The 15901-nt window shown below is 68.9% G+C and carries 13 protein-coding genes and 1 pseudogene; 8 read left to right on the top strand and 6 right to left on the bottom strand.

Annotation, left to right across the window (positions count from 1 at the left end):
• Nucleotides 1–137: 137 nt before the first annotated feature.
• Nucleotides 138–1130, bottom strand: a complete 993-nt coding sequence (locus ACF08M_RS23600; protein ID WP_392187241.1) for a LacI family DNA-binding transcriptional regulator — start codon at nucleotides 1128–1130, stop codon at nucleotides 138–140.
• 212 nt (nucleotides 1131–1342) lie between these two features.
• On the opposite strand from ACF08M_RS23600, the gene ACF08M_RS23595 reads away from it, so the two are divergent.
• Genes ACF08M_RS23595 through ACF08M_RS23585 form a run of 3 tightly spaced genes read left to right on the top strand, consistent with a single transcriptional unit; the run spans nucleotide 1343 to nucleotide 6378 of the window.
• Complete coding sequence (locus tag ACF08M_RS23595; protein WP_392187240.1) at nucleotides 1343–4375, top strand: glycoside hydrolase family 2 TIM barrel-domain containing protein; 3033 nt, start codon at nucleotides 1343–1345, stop codon at nucleotides 4373–4375.
• Entirely contained in the window at nucleotides 4372–4821 is a 450-nt protein-coding gene (locus ACF08M_RS23590; protein WP_392187239.1) for a hypothetical protein, read from the top strand. The genes ACF08M_RS23595 and ACF08M_RS23590 overlap by 4 nt, the downstream gene beginning before the upstream one ends.
• Nucleotides 4822–4854: 33 nt before the next feature.
• Nucleotides 4855–6378, top strand: a complete 1524-nt coding sequence (locus tag ACF08M_RS23585; protein ID WP_392187238.1) for an amino acid permease — start codon at nucleotides 4855–4857, stop codon at nucleotides 6376–6378.
• Between the two features lie 357 nt (nucleotides 6379–6735).
• Here the strand turns inward: ACF08M_RS23585 and ACF08M_RS23580 are convergent, their stop codons facing one another.
• On the bottom strand, nucleotides 6736–7650 hold the full coding sequence (locus tag ACF08M_RS23580; RefSeq protein ID WP_392187237.1) for an SDR family NAD(P)-dependent oxidoreductase: 915 nt from the start codon (nucleotides 7648–7650) through the stop codon (nucleotides 6736–6738).
• Nucleotides 7651–7798: 148 nt separating this feature from the next.
• Here ACF08M_RS23580 and ACF08M_RS23575 point away from each other — a divergent pair, with 148 nt between their 5' ends.
• Nucleotides 7799–8668 carry a helix-turn-helix transcriptional regulator gene (locus ACF08M_RS23575; RefSeq protein ID WP_392187236.1) on the top strand — a complete coding sequence of 290 codons (870 nt, stop codon included), beginning with the start codon at nucleotides 7799–7801 and terminating at the stop codon, nucleotides 8666–8668.
• Nucleotides 8669–8853: 185 nt separating this feature from the next.
• Here ACF08M_RS23575 and hydA read toward each other — a convergent pair whose 3' ends face one another.
• Both hydA and ACF08M_RS23565 read right to left on the bottom strand, forming a co-directional pair.
• Nucleotides 8854–10245, bottom strand: a complete 1392-nt coding sequence (gene hydA / locus ACF08M_RS23570; protein WP_392187235.1) for a dihydropyrimidinase — start codon at nucleotides 10243–10245, stop codon at nucleotides 8854–8856.
• A gap of 144 nt (nucleotides 10246–10389) precedes the next feature.
• The gene (locus ACF08M_RS23565; RefSeq protein ID WP_392187234.1) at nucleotides 10390–10608 is read right to left on the bottom strand and encodes a hypothetical protein; all 219 of its coding nucleotides are present in this window, start codon (nucleotides 10606–10608) and stop codon (nucleotides 10390–10392) included.
• A 186-nt stretch (nucleotides 10609–10794) separates the two neighbouring features.
• Between ACF08M_RS23565 and ACF08M_RS23560 the strand changes: the two genes are divergently transcribed.
• Nucleotides 10795–11082: a Tn3 family transposase gene (locus ACF08M_RS23560; protein ID WP_392187278.1), complete on the top strand. Its 288-nt coding sequence runs from the start codon at nucleotides 10795–10797 to the stop codon at nucleotides 11080–11082.
• A gap of 89 nt (nucleotides 11083–11171) precedes the next feature.
• Here ACF08M_RS23560 and ACF08M_RS23555 read toward each other — a convergent pair whose 3' ends face one another.
• Nucleotides 11172–11762, bottom strand: a complete 591-nt coding sequence (locus tag ACF08M_RS23555; protein ID WP_392187233.1) for a helix-turn-helix domain-containing protein — start codon at nucleotides 11760–11762, stop codon at nucleotides 11172–11174.
• Between the two features lie 85 nt (nucleotides 11763–11847).
• Between ACF08M_RS23555 and ACF08M_RS23550 the strand changes: the two genes are divergently transcribed.
• Nucleotides 11848–12807: an alpha/beta hydrolase family protein gene (locus ACF08M_RS23550; RefSeq protein ID WP_392187232.1), complete on the top strand. Its 960-nt coding sequence runs from the start codon at nucleotides 11848–11850 to the stop codon at nucleotides 12805–12807.
• A gap of 126 nt (nucleotides 12808–12933) precedes the next feature.
• Here the strand turns inward: ACF08M_RS23550 and ACF08M_RS23545 are convergent.
• Nucleotides 12934–13909, bottom strand: a pseudogene (locus ACF08M_RS23545) (site-specific integrase).
• Between the two features lie 284 nt (nucleotides 13910–14193).
• Here ACF08M_RS23545 and ACF08M_RS23540 point away from each other — a divergent pair.
• Both ACF08M_RS23540 and ACF08M_RS23535 read left to right on the top strand, forming a co-directional pair.
• Nucleotides 14194–15141, top strand: coding sequence for a hypothetical protein (locus tag ACF08M_RS23540; protein WP_392187231.1), 948 nt, complete (start codon nucleotides 14194–14196; stop codon nucleotides 15139–15141).
• A 387-nt stretch (nucleotides 15142–15528) separates the two neighbouring features.
• Nucleotides 15529–15834, top strand: coding sequence for a hypothetical protein (locus ACF08M_RS23535; protein WP_392187230.1), 306 nt, complete (start codon nucleotides 15529–15531; stop codon nucleotides 15832–15834).
• Nucleotides 15835–15901 lie beyond the last annotated feature (67 nt).

The raw sequence follows: 15901 nt of genomic DNA, 5'->3' as shown, positions 1-15901 counted from the left end.
GCGGAGTTCCCCAGCCTGAACGGGCCGGACCGTCGGCCGAGCCGAAGCAATGTCAGCGCCGGGCGTGGCGGGCGATGAGTCCAGTCACGGTGGCGAGCGCGGAGAAGAGTGCGAAGAGACGGTGGCGGTATGGCCGTTCAGGCGGACAGGCGGGGCACCAGGTGCATCTCGAGGACTTCGGTGCGCGGGCTGGCGCCGTTGATCATCTCGAGTGCCAGCTGGGCGGCGAGCTGCCCTTCTCGGGCGAGGGGTTGCGCGATCGTGGTCAGGGGTGGTGACGCGCTTGCGGCGATGGTGTGGTCATCGAAGCCGACGACGGCGACGTCCTCGGGCACGCGCCGCCCTGCGGCATGGAGGGCGGCGAGGGCTCCGAGAGCGATGCGGTCCGATCCGGCGAGGATGGCGTCGATGTCGGGGTGCGACTCCAGCAGGTGGGCCGTCGCGGAGAGCCCGCCTGCACTGTCCCAGCCGGTGTGCACGACACGCGAGGGGTCCAACCGGTCCCCGAGTACCTCCTCGTACCCTCGCCGCCGGTCGCCGGTCGCCGGGTTGTCCGCGGGTCCCAGGACGGCGGCCACTTGGCGGCGGCCTGCCGCGACCACCCGCTGTGCGGCGAGGCGGGCTCCGCGCACGTCATCGGAGTAGACTGCGGAAAAGATGCCTTTGTAGGGGGAGTTGACGAGCTGCCCGCACAGGACCACCGGCAGCCCGGTGCCCGCCAAGGAGCCCAGCAGGTCGCTGCCCCGGTAGGGCGTGAGGTGGATGACCGCGTCGACTGACCGGCGGCTGAAGCTGCGCAGCGCCAGGGCGCGCTCAGGCTCGCTGGATGCCTGAACGATGAGCGGCAGGAAGCCGCTGCCCGCCAGCCCTTCCGTGACACCACGCAGCACCCGGCCGTAGGTTGGGTCGTCGAAGAGTTCGTCCAGCGGTTCGGTGATCAGGACTCCGACCGTCTCCGCGCGCCCGGTGGCCAGAGCGCGGCCGCGCGCGTTCATCACGAAGCCGGTCTGTGTGATCGCCTCCTGCACGGCGCGCTTCGTCTCGGCCGTGACGAGGTCCGAGTCGTTGATCGCGCGGGAGACGGTCGCACGGGACACGCCCGCCTCGCGGGCGACGTCGGCGATCGTCACGGTACGCGGGGCACCGCGCCTGCCTGGTGGCATCAAAGACCTTTCGCGGGGGCGGGACATCCGTGGTCAGGACGGACAGAACTGTTGCGAGGCCAGTATCGCGCAGACGGTGCACCACACCACCGTTGCCTCCGTCGCGCGGGACGGTAGCGGATCCTCATCGTGATCCCGGGGTGTTGCCCTCACAGATGAAACCGGTTACATTCCGGATTATGCCTCTCCGCTTCACGGATTCATCGTCGTCTGCGGGCGCCTCTGGTGCACATGACTGGGAGAACCCCGCTCTCACCGGCCGCCACCGGTTGCCTGCGCGGGCCTACTTCTTCGGCTATGACTCGGCCGAGCTTGCCCAGACCATGGACCGCCAGCGCTCGCGCGGTTTCGTCGATCTCACCGGCGAGTGGCGGTTTCGGCTCTTCGACCATCCCGCGCGTGTCCCGGCCAAGGTACTGGCCTCCCCTGCCGACGGGTGGGACGGGGTCCGCGTGCCACACCTGTGGCAGGCCGACGGGTATGGACGGCTGCAGTACACCGACGAGGGCTATCCGTTCCCGGTCGACCCGCCCCGCGTGCCCGCCGACAACCCGACCGGCGTGTACCAGCGCACCGTCGTCCTGCCCGAGGCCCCGCCCGGTGAGCGGATCGTGCTGCGGTTCGACGGGGTGGAGAGCTACGCCGAGGTGTACTGGGACGGCGCATTCGTCGGGATGACCAAGGGGTCCCGGCTCAGCGCCGAGTTCGACGTGACGGACGTGGCCCACGCCGGTGTGAACCATCTGGTCGTCAAGGTGCTGCAGTACTCGGACGGCACCTACCTCGAGGACCAGGACATGTGGTGGGCGTCCGGGATCTTCCGCGACTGCTATCTGCTGACCCGGCCCACCACGCACCTCGCCGACTTCCAAGTCCGCACGTACCGCCTCGTCGGCGACCGCGCCGAGGTCGTGCTGTCCGTGAGCACCGCAGGAGGGCCCGAGGTCACCTGGGAGGTGTACGACGGCGAGCGCCTCGTGGCGTCGCGGCCCGTTACGCCGGGCATCGACGCCACGCTGTACGTCGAAGATGCGCGCTTCTGGAACCCCGAGGAACCGTTCCTGTACGACATGCGCCTGGTCGTGCGCGGCCCCGACGGGACCGTGGAGCATGTGCCCCACCGGCTCGGCCTGGCCGAGGTGACGATCAGCGGCGGCCGCCTTCTGCTCAACGGCACGCCGTTCATGATGCACGGCGTCAACCGGCACGACCACGACGACCGCCGCGGGCGCGCCGTGGGCCTGGCGCGCGTCGAGCGAGACCTGCATCTGATGAAGCAGCACAACATCAACGCCGTGCGCACCGCGCACTATCCCAACGACCCCCGCTTCTACGAGCTGTGCGACCGGATCGGCCTGCTCGTCGTCGCCGAGACAGACCTGGAGACACACGGCTTCGCGAACGTCGGCGACCTGTCCCGGCTCACCGACGACGAGGCGTGGCAGACGGCGTACGTCGACCGGATCGAGCGGCACGTACTGGCGCAGCGCAACCATGCCTCGATCGTCATGTGGTCGCTGGGCAACGAATCCGGGTACGGACGCAACATCCCCGCCATGTACCGCCGCTGCACCGAGCTCGATCCCTCCCGCCCGGTGCACTACGAGGAGGACCGGGACGCCGAGGTCGTCGATGTCATCTCCACGATGTACTCCCGTGTCTCGCAGATGAACGACCTGGGCGAGCACCCCCACCCCAAGCCGCGCATCATCTGTGAGTACGGGCATGCGATGGGCAACGGCCCCGGCGGCCTCGCGGAGTACCAGCAGGTGTTCGAGACCTGGGACAGCATCCAGGGGCACTTCGTGTGGGAGTGGTGCGATCACGGCCTTATCGCGACCACGGCTGACGGCCGCGAGTACCACTCCTACGGCGGCGACCACGGCGACGCCCCGCACAACGGCAGCTTCTGCATCGACGGCCTGGTCTTCCCGTGGCAGGAGCCGAGCCCTGGCCTGATCGAGTACAAGCAGGTCATCTGCCCGGTACGCGTCGACTACACGGACGGTGTGTGCACCGTGACCAACCGGCGATGGTTTACCGACCTTGGTGACGTCGTCGTCGTCCTGGAGACGCTGCACGACGGGCGCGTCGTGGGCTCCCGCACGCTCACCCCCGGCCCCGTGCCGCCCGGCGGGTCGTGGAGCGAGCCCGTCCACCCGGACATCGCGGCATACGGTGAGACGCACCTGACTGCCCGTGTCCTGTCCACCGCCGCACACGAGTGGGCGGAGCCGATGCGCGAGCTGGGCCGCTACCAGGTGCTGGTCGCCGACCGTCCGCGACGGCCGGCGGCGACCGCCCCCGCCGGGGCCGTCATCGCCCGTACTGAGGGCACCTCGCTCCTTGTCACGGCCCCGGCATCCGACCACTTCACCGTCGACCTGCTCACCGGCGACCTGTCGTGGCGCAGCCACGGCCGCGAACTCCTTCCAGAACCGCCCCGGGTCGGGTTCTGGAAACCCCTCGTGGACAACCACCAGCAAGAACACGATGAACTCTGGGCGCCGCGGTTCCTGTCGCTGATGCAGACCTCGGTGCGGGAGGTGTCGTGGCGGGAGCAGAACGGTGCCGTCGTCGTGGAAGTCCTGGCCCGCATCGCACCGCCCACCCTCGACATCGCCATGCAGGCCGCGCTCACCTGGACGCTGGCCAGTGATGGTGTGCGGCTTGCCGTCACCGGCGAGCCCGTCGGTGACTACCGCGACATCGTGCCCCGGATCGGGCTGTCCTTCGCGGTCCCGGGCGACCTGCGCCGCGTCGACTGGTACGGGCTGGGGCCCGGCGAGAACTACCCGGACTCCCGCGCGGCCGCCACGGTCGGCCGCTGGCACAGCACGGTCGATGAGATGTTCACCCCGTACGTCGTGCCCCAGGACTGCGCCAACCGCGGGGACGTGCGCTGGATGGCGTTGACCGACCCGCACGGCGACGGCCTCGCCGTGCGCGCGGCGGACTCGGGCCCCTTCGCGTTCTCCGCCTGGCCCTGCTCCGCAGAAGCGATCGACGCCGCGCGCCACCGCACCGACCTGGCGGCTGAGGACCGCGTGACGGTCAACATCAACCACCGGGTGCTCGGCCTCGGATCGAACTCCTGGGGCAGCGAGGTACTGGACCGCTACCGGGTCCGCTTCGAGCCGTTCCGCTTCGCATTCGACCTGCGGTCCCTGTCCACGACCGCACCCCACCACACCGAAGGGTTCCCGTCGTGAGGATCTTCCGCGACCACGCTCACCTCGAAGAGGTCCTCGGTGGCGTGACCAAGTGGGACCGCACCCTCCAGGCGCTGCGCGCCGACAGGCGGCTCCCCGGTGTCATGTACTCGGTCGGCGACTCGCTCACGGCCATGCGGGAGCGCACCCCCGCGCTGGCCACAGACCATCTGGTCGCACGACGGCGCTACCAGCACGTGCTGTCCCCCGTGGACGGGGACGCCGAGGTCGAACTCGCTCCCGTGGCCGCACTCGAAGCAGTCGGCGGGTACAACGACCTCACCGACCGCCAGTACCTGCGCGGCGACGGCAAACGCCACACGGTTCCCCGCGGAGCCGTCCTCGTGGCCGGCCCCGACGAAGCGGTCCGAGTCCTGCCCTCCCCCGACACGACGGTGACCGTCGCCTACGTGACCGTCGAGGGCGCCACGTTCCACAACAAGTAGCCCAATCCCACCCCCGCAGCTCCGGAGCATTCCATGACGAATCGCCGGTCGATCGGTGCGGTGATCCTGTTCAGCATGGTCATCGCGGCAGTCTTCAATTTCCGTAACGTGATCAACAACTACGTGGCGATCGGCACGCTCGCCGCCCCGATCTTCCTGATCGCCACGATCCTCTACTTCGTCCCCTTCACCCTCGTGATCGCCGAGATGGTGAGCCTCAACCGCAGCGCGGAGTCGGGCGTCTACCAGTGGGTGAAGTCGTCTCTCGGCGGCCGGTGGGCGTTCTTCACGGCGTTCTGCTACTGGTTCGTGAACCTTTTCTACTTCATCTCGCTGCTGCCGCTCGTCCTGGTGTACGCGGGCTACATGATCCTGGGCCAGGAGTGGGCCATCCAGCCCTGGCTCATCGCCGTACTGTCCGTGGCGGTCTTCGCCGTCGCGACGTGGGTCTCGACCAAGGGCGCCCGCTGGATCGGCACCGTCACCTCGTTCGGGTCCACCCTCATGCTGGTCATGGCGATCCTCTTCATCGTCGCCGCGGTGGGTGGGCTCCTCGGCGGCATCACCCCGGCCAATGACATGTCCCCCGGCGGGATGCGCCTCGACCCGGGCTCCGGCCTCACCGTGTGGGCGTTCCTGGGCACGCTGGCGTGGATCATCCAGGGCGTCGGCGGCGCCGAATCGATCGGCGTGTACCTCAACGACCTCAAGGGCGGGGTGCGGGCCTTCGTCCGCACGATCATCGTGGCCGGCGTCGCGATCGGCCTGCTCTACGCGCTCGGTACATGGCTGATGGGCGTGTTCGTGGAGAAGAGCAGCGTGTCGTACAGCAACGGCATCTTCGTGACCATGCAGGCGGCCGCCGGGCACTTCGGCCTGCCCGGCGACGTGGTCGTGCGGATCGTCGGCTTCATCATGCTGGTCGCGACCCTGGGCGGCCTGCTGATCTGGACCTCGGCGCCAGTGAAGGTCTTCTTCTCCGAGATACCCGACGGAATCTTCGGCCGTCGCGTCGGAACGCTCAACCAGCACGGCGTGCCCGTCGTCGGGGCCTGGATCCAGTTCGCCATCGTCGTGCCTCTGCTGTTCATCCCAACCCTCGGTGCGGGCAGCTCGATCAACGACCTGTTGAAGACCGTCACCAACATGACGGCCGCCACGGCCCTGCTCCCGCCGGCGCTCATCCTCATCGCTTATCTGGTGCTGCGGGCCCGGTTCGAGGACGCCGTGCGTGCCTTCCGGTTCGGCTCCCGGGGCGTGGGCCTTGCGATGTCCGTGTTCCTCCTGTCGGTGTTCGCGGTCGCCTTCGTGGCCTCGACGTTCCCCGAGGGGCAGGCCCTGTGGCTCACGCTGGCCTACAACGTCGGTGGCGTCGTCATCTTCCTCGGCGCCGCGCTGCTGTGGTACGAGCGCTACCTGCGCCGGCTCCGCGCGCTCTCGCCCGAACAGGCTGTGGCCGAACTCGCACCGACCGCCCCGCTGCGCTCGGACGAGAACGCCCGGGCAGACCAGGACGCCCAGGAGTGGCACGCGAAGGACCGTGCAGCCGCGCAGTAGGCGGCGGACACTCTGGGAGGTGGCTCCGCCGAGGACGGCGACCAGGCACAGCGTGAGCAGGGAGCCAAGACGGTAGCGGCGGCCCCGGACCCGTCGGGGATCGGGTATCCGGCCCAGCACGTCCGCCAGGCAGGTGAGCTGCGGCGGGTCCGGATCCGGACAGGTGGAGTCGATGTCTGCGCAGTGGCGCCGCAGGACACCGATCAGGGAGGATGACACGCGAACGCGACCCCTGTTCGTGATCAAAGACTTCGACAACCTTGATCATCAGGAGTCGCGTTCACTGCTGCCAGCCGGGCCATTCGGTCACTGCTCGATCTATCGGGGTGAACCGCTCATCGCATCCGCCCTGGCTGCTCACGCCGCGGTGAACCGTTCAGCGGCATCCCAGAGTTCGCCTTCACGCTGTGGGTCGTACGACTCCTCCGACGAGCGGTCCGCACGGCTGCGGTCGACGTAGGAGCCGGTCGGCGCCTGGGTCGCGCCGAGGACGACGTCGGCGAGGTAGCGGCCCGCCGCCTTGCGGCTGGTGGCGAACGGGGTGAGGGTCATCGCTGGCAGGATGCGGCGCATCGCGAACCGGGAGACGGGGTCGGCGTTGCGGGCGAGACCGGTGCCGGGGACAAATCCCGGGTTGTAGGCGACCGCGTCGATTCCGGACGGCAGGCGGCGCGCGTACTCGTGCACGAGGTAAATGGCTGCCAGCTTGCTCGTCGAGTACGCGGTGCGCCCGGCGACCCTGGTGTCCGGCTTGGGGAAGGCGCCCGTGCGGGCGAGGGCGTCCGGGGACTTCCAGGCCGGGCCCGGCACCATGCCCATGTTGTGCTTGAAGTCGCCGAAGTGGGTGTCGCTGACAGTGATCACAATCCGGGCGGGGGCGGCGAAGCGGTCCTGGAGCAGGCGTACGAACAGGTGGTTGGCGAGCACGTTGACTGCGAACGTGGCTTCCAGTCCGTCGGGTCCCTCGGTGAGCGCGTTCGTGTACTGGATACCCGCGTTGCCCACGAAGCCGCGCAGTGGCGGCAGGCCAGCGCGGTCGAGCCGGTCGCGGATCTCGGTGGCGGCCTGGCGGACGCTGTCCAGCGAGCCGAGGTCCGCCGGGACGTGCGAGACCGTGTGCCCGCCCGTGGCGAGTTCCGCAGCGAGCCGTGCGCCGGAGGATTCGCGGGCGACGACGAGGAGGTGTGCGTTCGGTGACCGGCGCAGGATCTGCTCCGCGGCGACGCGGCCGATCCCGCGGCTCGCGCCCGTCATCACGATGGTGTGCTCCATGGAAGGCTCCTTCACTGGTCAGCCGATGTCGCCCGGCTTGGGCGCAGCCCCACGTTCGCTGTTTGCGCCAGCGCCAACCAGTGCCGTCCCCGTCACTAGGACCGGCAGTACCCAGGCTGATGCGGCGCCGCACGGCGAGAATGAACCCATGGCTGCTTCCCGCTCCGATTTCGCCGCCCTCCTGCGCGCCTGGCGCGACCGCCTCTCCCCGACCGACGCCGGCTTCACCGTGACCGACGGCCGTCGTGCCCCGGGACTGCGCCGCGAGGAGCTGGCGCAGCTGGCCGGGCTTTCCGTCGACTACGTCCTGCGCCTGGAACAGGGACGCGCGACCAGCCCCTCGGCCCAGGTCGTCGGTGCCCTCGCCCGGGCCCTTCAGCTCTCCCGCGCCGAGCGCGACCAGCTGTACCGAAGCGCCAGGCTCCTGCCGCCCCAGGATGGGACGGTCAGCACCCACGTCCCTGCGGGGATCCAACGGCTCGCCGCGCGCCTGAACGACGTCCCGATCGGCGTGTTCACCGCCGACTGGACCCTGGTGTGGTGGAACACCACGTGGAGCGCCCTGCACGGCGACCCCGCCGTCATCCCGACCGCCGAACGGAACCTTGCCCGCGCACTCTTCGGCAACGGCGCCGCACACGCCTCAATGCTTCCCATCCGGTCCGAGCGCGGACCAGACGCCTTCCAGGCGTCGGTCGTCGCCGACCTCAAGGACGCCGTGTCCCGCTATCCCGCGGACGCCCAGCTCGATCGTCTCGTGCAGGAACTGCGAGAAATATCCGACGCCTTCGCTCAACACTGGGCCACGCAGACGACCGCCGCCCCACACACGACTGACCGCAAGACGATCCGGCATCCGGAGATCGGCGACATCCTGCTCGACTGTGACGTCCTCATCGTCCCCGGCGCGGACCTGCGCATGGTCACCTACACGGCAGCGGCCGGAAGCAGCGACGCGGGGAAACTGGACCTTCTTCGCGTCACAGGTGGCCGCCGTACCGCCACCTCGCTCCCCTGACCGGCGGCTGCTGGGCGGTTTCGCCAAACCGACTGGGCGAACCTCACCGCTGCCGCCGGCCACTATCGGTCACGGACCGAGCACGCGCTCGACCTGCTTCATCTCGCAGCCTGAGAACGCATCAGCCCTGCCTGCCGAGGTGTCACCCGGACGGAAGAACAAGGGATTTCCCCGCGGGGAATCTGTCAGTTCGCGAACTGACAGATTCCCCGCGGCAGATAGGCCCCGTGTCCCGCGTGGCCCACATAAGTGCGCTTGTCGATCACCGGGAAACCGCGTGACAGCACCGTCTCTACCCGCCCCGTCACCTGTTTGCCTTCGTAGGCCGAGTAGTCGACGTTCATGTGATGCGTCTCGGCGGACATGATCTGCTCAGCATGCGGGTCGTAGATGACGATGTCCGCGTCGGCCCCCGGAGCGATCGTGCCCTTCTTCGGGTACAGGCCGAACATCCGGGCCGGCGCCGCGCAGGCGATCTCGATCCAGCGGCGACGGCTGATGTGCCCGTCGACGACGGCTTGGTGCAGCAGGTCCATACGATTCTCAACACCCGGCATGCCATTCGGGATCTTCGAGAAGTCTCCGCGGCCCATGTCCTTCTGCCCCTTGAAGCAGAACGGGCAATGATCCGTGGAGACCACCTGCAGATCATTCCCCCGAAGTCCACGCCACAACGCTGCCTGGTGCTCCTTCGGACGCAGCGGAGTCGAGCAGACATACTTCGCGCCCTCGAATTCAGGCTCGGCCAGGTTGTCGGTCGACAGGAAAAGGTACTGCGGGCAGGTCTCGCCGAAAACAGGAAGACCCTCGTCCCGAGCCCGCGCCAATTCGGCAACGGCCTCCTGCGCCGACACGTGCACCACGTAGAGAGGAGCACTCGCCACCTGGCTCAGCTTGATCACTCGATGCGTCGCCTCCGCCTCAAGAAGGGCCTTTCGGACTTCACCGTGGTAGCGCGGATCCCTCTCGCCGCGCGCCAGCGCCTGCTCCACCAGCACGTCGATTGCGAGACCATTCTCCGCGTGCGTCATCACCAGCCCGCCATTCGAGCCGGCGCGCTGCATGGCCCGGAGAATCTGACCGTCGTCGGAAAGAAAGACCCCCGGGTACGCGGTGAAGAGCTTGAACGAACTGACGCCGGCCGACACGAGCCTGTCCATTTCCTTGAGCGAGGACTCGTTCACATCGGACATGATCATGTGGAAGGCGTAGTCGATCGCGCACTTTCCGTCCGCCTTCTCATTCCACGCATCGAGCCCTTCGCCGAGCGCTCCGCCCTTGGGCTGGATAGCGAAATCGATGATTGTCGTCGTGCCGCCCCAGGCTGCGGCCCGAGTTCCGGTCTCGAAGGAGTCGGAGGCGAACGTGCCGCCGAAGGGCATCTCCATATGCGTATGGGCATCGACCCCGCCCGGGATCACGTACTTCTGCGCAGCGTCGATGATGTGGTCGGCTGTCCACTCATGAGTGTCATGGGTGGCCATGGCTACGACGCAGCCACCGTCGATGAGCACGTCGACGTGGAGCTCGTCGGAGGCTGTGATGACCAGGCCGCCAGTGATCAGAGTGCGTGTCATGGCTTCTGCTCCATTCGCGTCGGATACGGGGTACTCGCTCGTGGACCGTTCTGCCTGCGCGATGCGCCCGGTGGGGTGTCACCGGCGGGGGCGATGAGGAGATACCGCCCCGACGACAGGCCGAGATCGGCGCGTTCCTACAGGTCAGGGCCCTACTCGGGCTGAACATCCCTGGCCTTCGACACCGCCCGGGATGACGTATTTGCCGGTGGCGTCGATCCTCCGGTCGGCGCTCCAGCCCTCGGCCGTGTCGCTGTCATGTGCGGCGAGGGCAGCGATGCGGCCGCCCTCGATGAGTACGTCGGCATGGATTTCGTCGGACGCGGTGATGACGAGACCACCGTGGATGACGGTGCGGCTCATGTACCCCTCCTCACTGTGGTGGAACGGGTCTACGCACGTAGACAAGGTGCGTGGTGAAGAACGTAGAAGTGGGTTACCCACTGTGGCAATACCGCTGCGGCCAACCGCTGAAGACGTTTCTGATTCCCCCGCCCGGCACTCCACCGGCCCACAGCACGGCACGGTGCGGCGCCGTTCCCGGCGGGGATCGGTGTCGGACAGCTCTACCAGCGCTACCAGGACGGTATGGAGGACCAGATCGGCGCCCTTGGGCTGGTCCTCAACGCCCTCGTGCTGTTCACCACCCGGTACATGGGTGCGGCGGTAACCCAGCTGCGGGCGGACGGCTTCGACGTCCGCGACGAGGACGTGGCCCGCCTCTCCCCGTTCGTACGGCACCACGTCAACATGCTCGGCCGACACTCGTGCCAGCTGCCCGACCTGCCTGGCGGCCTGCGCCCGCTGCGGGCCCCCGATACCGCCGATGATGCGTAGGAAGGTGTATCAGCATTCTCGGTGGCGGAATTGGCCGTGCGGCTTGGGCTTCGGGGCAAACCGGGCACGGGGACAGTGGTGGACCTGGCTCAGATGCCGGGTCCCGAGCTCTGGCTGCCTGCGGCGGTGTTATCGGTGCAGGTCTCGGTCGGCGGCGCTTCGACGGGGAAGAGGATCGGGCTGATCAGGTACTGCGTGCGGTCGGGTGATGGCTCGTTGGCCAGGTGGGGGGCGATTGCCTCCCGCATCCCGTCGATCATCCCGTGCAGTTCCCCAGGGCTGAGCCAGACGGCATGCTGCCGGTAGCCGACCAGGTCGGCTACCGGGTCGGCCGTGTCGCGGTCGAGATACGCGGTGAATTCGGCAGTCAGGACCGCCAGAGCGGCGGCGAATGCGCTGCGATGGTCGTCGAGCGAGAGTGAATTGGCCGTTGCTGTATTGATCCCCGCGCGGTCGCGGCGCAGCCGGTAGCGGCGCTCGACCGCGCCGCGCACGCGCCGCTCCAGGGCGACTTCCAGGACCCCGCCGGCTGCGAGTAGGTCGACGTGCCGGTAGACCGTGGCCTTCGAGACGTCCCGGATGCGGCCGCACAGGTCGGCGGTGGTCAGTTCCCTGCCGCCGCGCATCGCATGAACCACTCGCAACCGCACCGGGTGGGCCAAGAGTTCGAAAGCATCCATCCCGTAATGATCTCACGCCATGCTACCGTTCGCATCCATTGAGAAAGGTTGTGATGGAATGCCTGACGGCTCTGCGACAGAGTCCATGACCGGCTCAGAACTCGTTTGGGTGCCACCGCCCTATGCCGAGCCCGGCCGCTTCAGCGAGCACGAGGTCACCGTCGGCACCGGCCCATTCGCGGTGTCAGGCACGGTGAGCGTCCCCCGCGGGCAGGCTCCCGGCCCCGGCGTTGTGCTGCTCGCCGGTGGTGGACCGTTCGACCGCGACGAGACCAGCGGGCCGAACAAACCGCTCAAGGACCTGGCCTGGGGGCTCGCCAGCTGCGGGACGACGGTGCTGCGCTTCGACAAGGCGACATACGCCCACCGCGATGTGGCCGCGGCATCGGACCTGACGATGACGCAGGAATACGTGCCGCATGCCGTCGACGCGGTCGGCCTGCTCCGTAGCCACCGCTCGGTGGACCCCGAGCGGGTCTTCGTCCTCGGACACAGCATGGGCGGCAAGGTCGCTCCCGCCGTCGCCGTCGCCGCACCCGCGGTGGCGGGCCTGGTGATCATGGCCGGTGACACGCAGCCGATGCAGCACGCCGCTGTCCGCGTCGTCAGCTACCTCGCCACCGTGCTCCCCGACCAGGTCCCACCGGCGGTCATCGAAACCTTCCAGCGGCAGGCCGCCCTGGTCGATAGCGCGGACCTCACGCCCTCGACCCCCGCAGCGGATCTGCCGTTCGGGCTGTCCGCGCCGTACTGGCTGGAACTGCGTGACTACGACCCGGTCGCAATCGCGGCCGGAGTCAGCAAGCCGATGCTCATCCTCCAAGGAGGACGCGACTACCAGGTCACCGTCGCCGACGACCTGGTGCGATGGCGGACGGGCCTGGTCGGCCGCCCGGAAGCCGATATCCGTGTTTACGAAGCCGACAACCACCTGTTCTTCCCCGGCGCGGGACCATCCACCCCCGCCGAATACGGCACTCCGCAGCATGTCGACCCTGCCGTCATTGCCGACATCGCCCATTGGCTCAGCCACGGCCAGAGATGAGCGTTCGCGCCGCCTGTGAGCCAGCGGTCGGCAGCCTCCTGCACCAGCACACTGCCGACCCTGCGTACCAGGGGGTGTGCCCCGCTCGCCCTCGCGACAGCGCCGACAGGCCGGGTACCGCCGAATTCAACGCCTGCCGTCGCTCGGCGCGAGCAAACTCGTGACCTCGGCGATTGCCTCTGCGGAAGGGTGGAAATAGCGTCGGACGTTCTCCGACTTCTTGTGCCGCGACTTGGCCATGAGCATCAGCAGGCTCGCCCCTCCCTCGCCGAGGTGGGTCAGGCCGGAGTGCCGCCACTCGTGCAGATCCCAGCCCGTGCCCGGCCCACCACCGAGGGCGGTGGTTCGTCCAGCAGCATGCGGGCCTGCCCGTACGAAAGACGTGCAAGCCCGGTGTCCGGACAGATATCGCGCGGGCTGACGACCTTGCCAGGGCCGGGCTTGCGATGAGTGACGAACACTGGGCCGCGCGTACGCCCCTTGAGTAGGCGAGGCAACAACCGGGCGGTGCCAGCGTCCCAGTAGACCGTCTCCAGGACGAAGTCCTCGCGGACTGCGCCGCGACGACGCGTACGAGGGCGGGCGCCCTTGCCCTTCACCGGGGCCTGGCGCCCGGGAGGTCCAACTCCTCGATGTTGACGCCCAGGATCTCCTCGGCGCGGGCGGTGGTCTCGTAAAGCATCCGCCACAGCGTCTTCTCCCGCAGATGCACCTCCCGCTGCGCGATCAGCCAGCCGATCGCCATTTTCGAGCGGGCCGGCGCCTCGGAGTCCGGCGGGGTAAGCCGCTTTGCCCAGGCAGGGACCGCTGGGCCGTCGTACCCTCGCTCATCGCATCAGCCCAGCCACCAGAGCACCGACGCGCGCCGGGCGTTCCAGGTGTTCACCGCGGAGGTGCCCCACAGCAGTTCCAGGGCCTCGCCGATCTCGTCGCCCGCGACGGACGCCAGCGGCCGGCCCTCGCCGAGCCGCTCGGCGGTCTTGCCCGCCCCGATCCCGTAGTTGCGGACCGTGTTCGGGTTGCCGAGCGATTCGAGGAAGACGTCGGCCGCCGCGCGGACGGTCAGCGCCTTCCCGGCGGGCAGTTGTACAACGGCGGGCACTGTTTCCCCCTTGCCGCAGACAACAGGACCGCTTCATGTACGGCCTGGCGGCCGTTCCCGCAGGTCGCGATCAGCCGTCCCGCAGATAATAGGGCGATATCTGCGGGACACCTTCAGACTGACCCCGAGTCGACGCTCCGTCAGCCGCCCACCAGGGCCGACGGATCCTTAGCGGACGATCTGACAGGGATGTTCCTCAACCCCCTACCGCCGGGGGAGGGAACCTCCCGGACCTCACGGGACCGGTCGGGCCGCCACGAGGATCCCCGGCCTATCTTCGGCCCATGATCAGAAACGGAATCATCGTATCAGCGGCGGCCTGCGCCGCGATCACCTCGGCGGCCCTCGGGGCCCGGGCGGCCGAACCGTCGGACGGATGGCACCGGGTCGGGACCGGCATCCAGGGAGGTGTGAGCGGCATGGCACTGGCCGAGGGCGCACCCGTGATCCCCGACGGGGCCGATGCCGTCATCGTGCGGGACAACAAGGCGGACCGCGAGAGCCGGGTGGCAACCGTGCGGATGAGGCCCGGCAGAGCGCCGGTCACCACCGAACTGCCCTGGCGCGGCGTCCTGCCGAAGGACCTGGAGGCGGTCGACGCGGTGCCCGGCCTCGTCGGCCACTACATCGTCCTGGCCGGCAACGGCGATGCGTACCACATCGTCGTGGCGAACGGTCGCGCGACCGTCCAGGCCGGTCCCGTCACCGTGCCGGACAGACGCGACGGCGACAACTACGAGAGCTTCGCGCTGCACCGCGACGAGTCGGGGAAGGTCTTCGCGGTGTGGGCCACCCGGGGCAGCGGCGAGCAGAAGGCCGTCGTACGCGCGGCGTCGGCGACCATCGGCGCAGACGGTCTCGGCTTCGGCTCCCCCACCACCCGGCAGGAGTTCGCCGTGCCGTTTCCGAAGGAGGACGAGGTGCGGCACATCAGCGACCTGAAGGTTCTGGCGGACGGGACCGTCCTGGTGTCGTCGGCGTCAAATCCCCGTGCGGACGACGGACCGTTCAGCTCCGCGGTCTACGACGCCGGACGGCTCACCGTGAACGACGCGCACGTCGCCGAGCTGCGGCTGAGAACGGCCGACGAGCTCACCCCGCTCCGCCGTTTCACCAAGCAGGACGACCGCAAGGTGGAGGCGATCGCGTTTCTGCCCGGCGGGCGGGCCATCTGGGGCACGGATGACGGGAACCACGGCGGCTGGGTGAAGTTCGACCGCGTCACGCCGTAGCTGTCGCGCATCCGTACGCCTCGGTACGCGCACGCCGCCGTGAAGCCGTCAGGACTGCGGGGCGCCGGAACGTCGGCGTCCCCCTGTCCCACGGGAAGGTCCCGCAGCCGCACCGCCGTCGCCATGGCCCGCCTGACAGGTGATCAGCGGCGGGCCGTCCGGGCCCGTCGTGGCGAAGAGCGGGGCGAAGAGGCGCCGGTTGTCGTCGGCCGACGACAACGACGGCCGAGAATAACGAAATGATGACAGGTCTGGTCCACATGTCGGGTACGGCTCATGCGCTGGTCCCGTACGCGGCGTGGTCCGATCACCACCGACGGCGAACCTCGGACACAGCACCGGACGCCCCCGATGGCCGGTGCCCACCGACCGATCCCGGAGGATCACGTGTCCCTGTCGCGCTCCGCGCGTACGGTGCCGGCCGCCGCCGTCGCCCTGCCGCTCGCCACCACGGCCGCCCATGCCCAGGATTCCAAGGCGGCGGCCGCCGCCCCGTACGCCGGTCTGCCGTCCGGTACCAAGCAGGCGAAGACCCTGGTCATCGGCATCGACGGCGCCACCTTCGATATCTTCTCGCGCGCCGATGTGCCGCACATCGAACAGCTGATGGTCAAGGGCCTGACCGCGCGGAGCAACCTGTACGCCAACCCGATGGCCCGACCGTCTCCGGTGCCGGCTGGCCACCCGGGCTGACGGCGGCAGGGGAATGTGACGACGGTGCGGGGATGTGACGGCGGCCGATCCGCGCACCCCCGCAGCG

The organism is Streptomyces sp. NPDC015032, from assembly GCF_043080425.1.
In the GTDB taxonomy this organism is placed as follows: Bacteria; Actinomycetota; Actinomycetes; order Streptomycetales; family Streptomycetaceae; genus Streptomyces.
Note: the sequence above shows the minus strand (reverse complement) of the source record. Positions and strands in the feature narration are given on the sequence as shown.

What these genes read in the sequence shown, in the direction of transcription:
- ACF08M_RS23595 (WP_392187240.1), top strand. Translation starts at nt 1,343, where the DNA reads ATGCCTCTCCGCTTCACGGATTCATCGTCGTCTGCGGGCGCCTCTGGT.
- ACF08M_RS23585 (WP_392187238.1), top strand. Translation starts at nt 4,855, where the DNA reads ATGACGAATCGCCGGTCGATCGGTGCGGTGATCCTGTTCAGCATGGTC.
- ACF08M_RS23580 (WP_392187237.1), bottom strand. Translation starts at nt 7,650, where the DNA reads ATGGAGCACACCATCGTGATGACGGGCGCGAGCCGCGGGATCGGCCGC.
- ACF08M_RS23575 (WP_392187236.1), top strand. Translation starts at nt 7,799, where the DNA reads ATGGCTGCTTCCCGCTCCGATTTCGCCGCCCTCCTGCGCGCCTGGCGC.
- hydA (WP_392187235.1), bottom strand. Translation starts at nt 10,245, where the DNA reads ATGACACGCACTCTGATCACTGGCGGCCTGGTCATCACAGCCTCCGAC.
- ACF08M_RS23565 (WP_392187234.1), bottom strand. Translation starts at nt 10,608, where the DNA reads ATGAGCCGCACCGTCATCCACGGTGGTCTCGTCATCACCGCGTCCGAC.
- ACF08M_RS23555 (WP_392187233.1), bottom strand. Translation starts at nt 11,762, where the DNA reads ATGGATGCTTTCGAACTCTTGGCCCACCCGGTGCGGTTGCGAGTGGTT.
- ACF08M_RS23550 (WP_392187232.1), top strand. Translation starts at nt 11,848, where the DNA reads ATGACCGGCTCAGAACTCGTTTGGGTGCCACCGCCCTATGCCGAGCCC.
- ACF08M_RS23540 (WP_392187231.1), top strand. Translation starts at nt 14,194, where the DNA reads ATGATCAGAAACGGAATCATCGTATCAGCGGCGGCCTGCGCCGCGATC.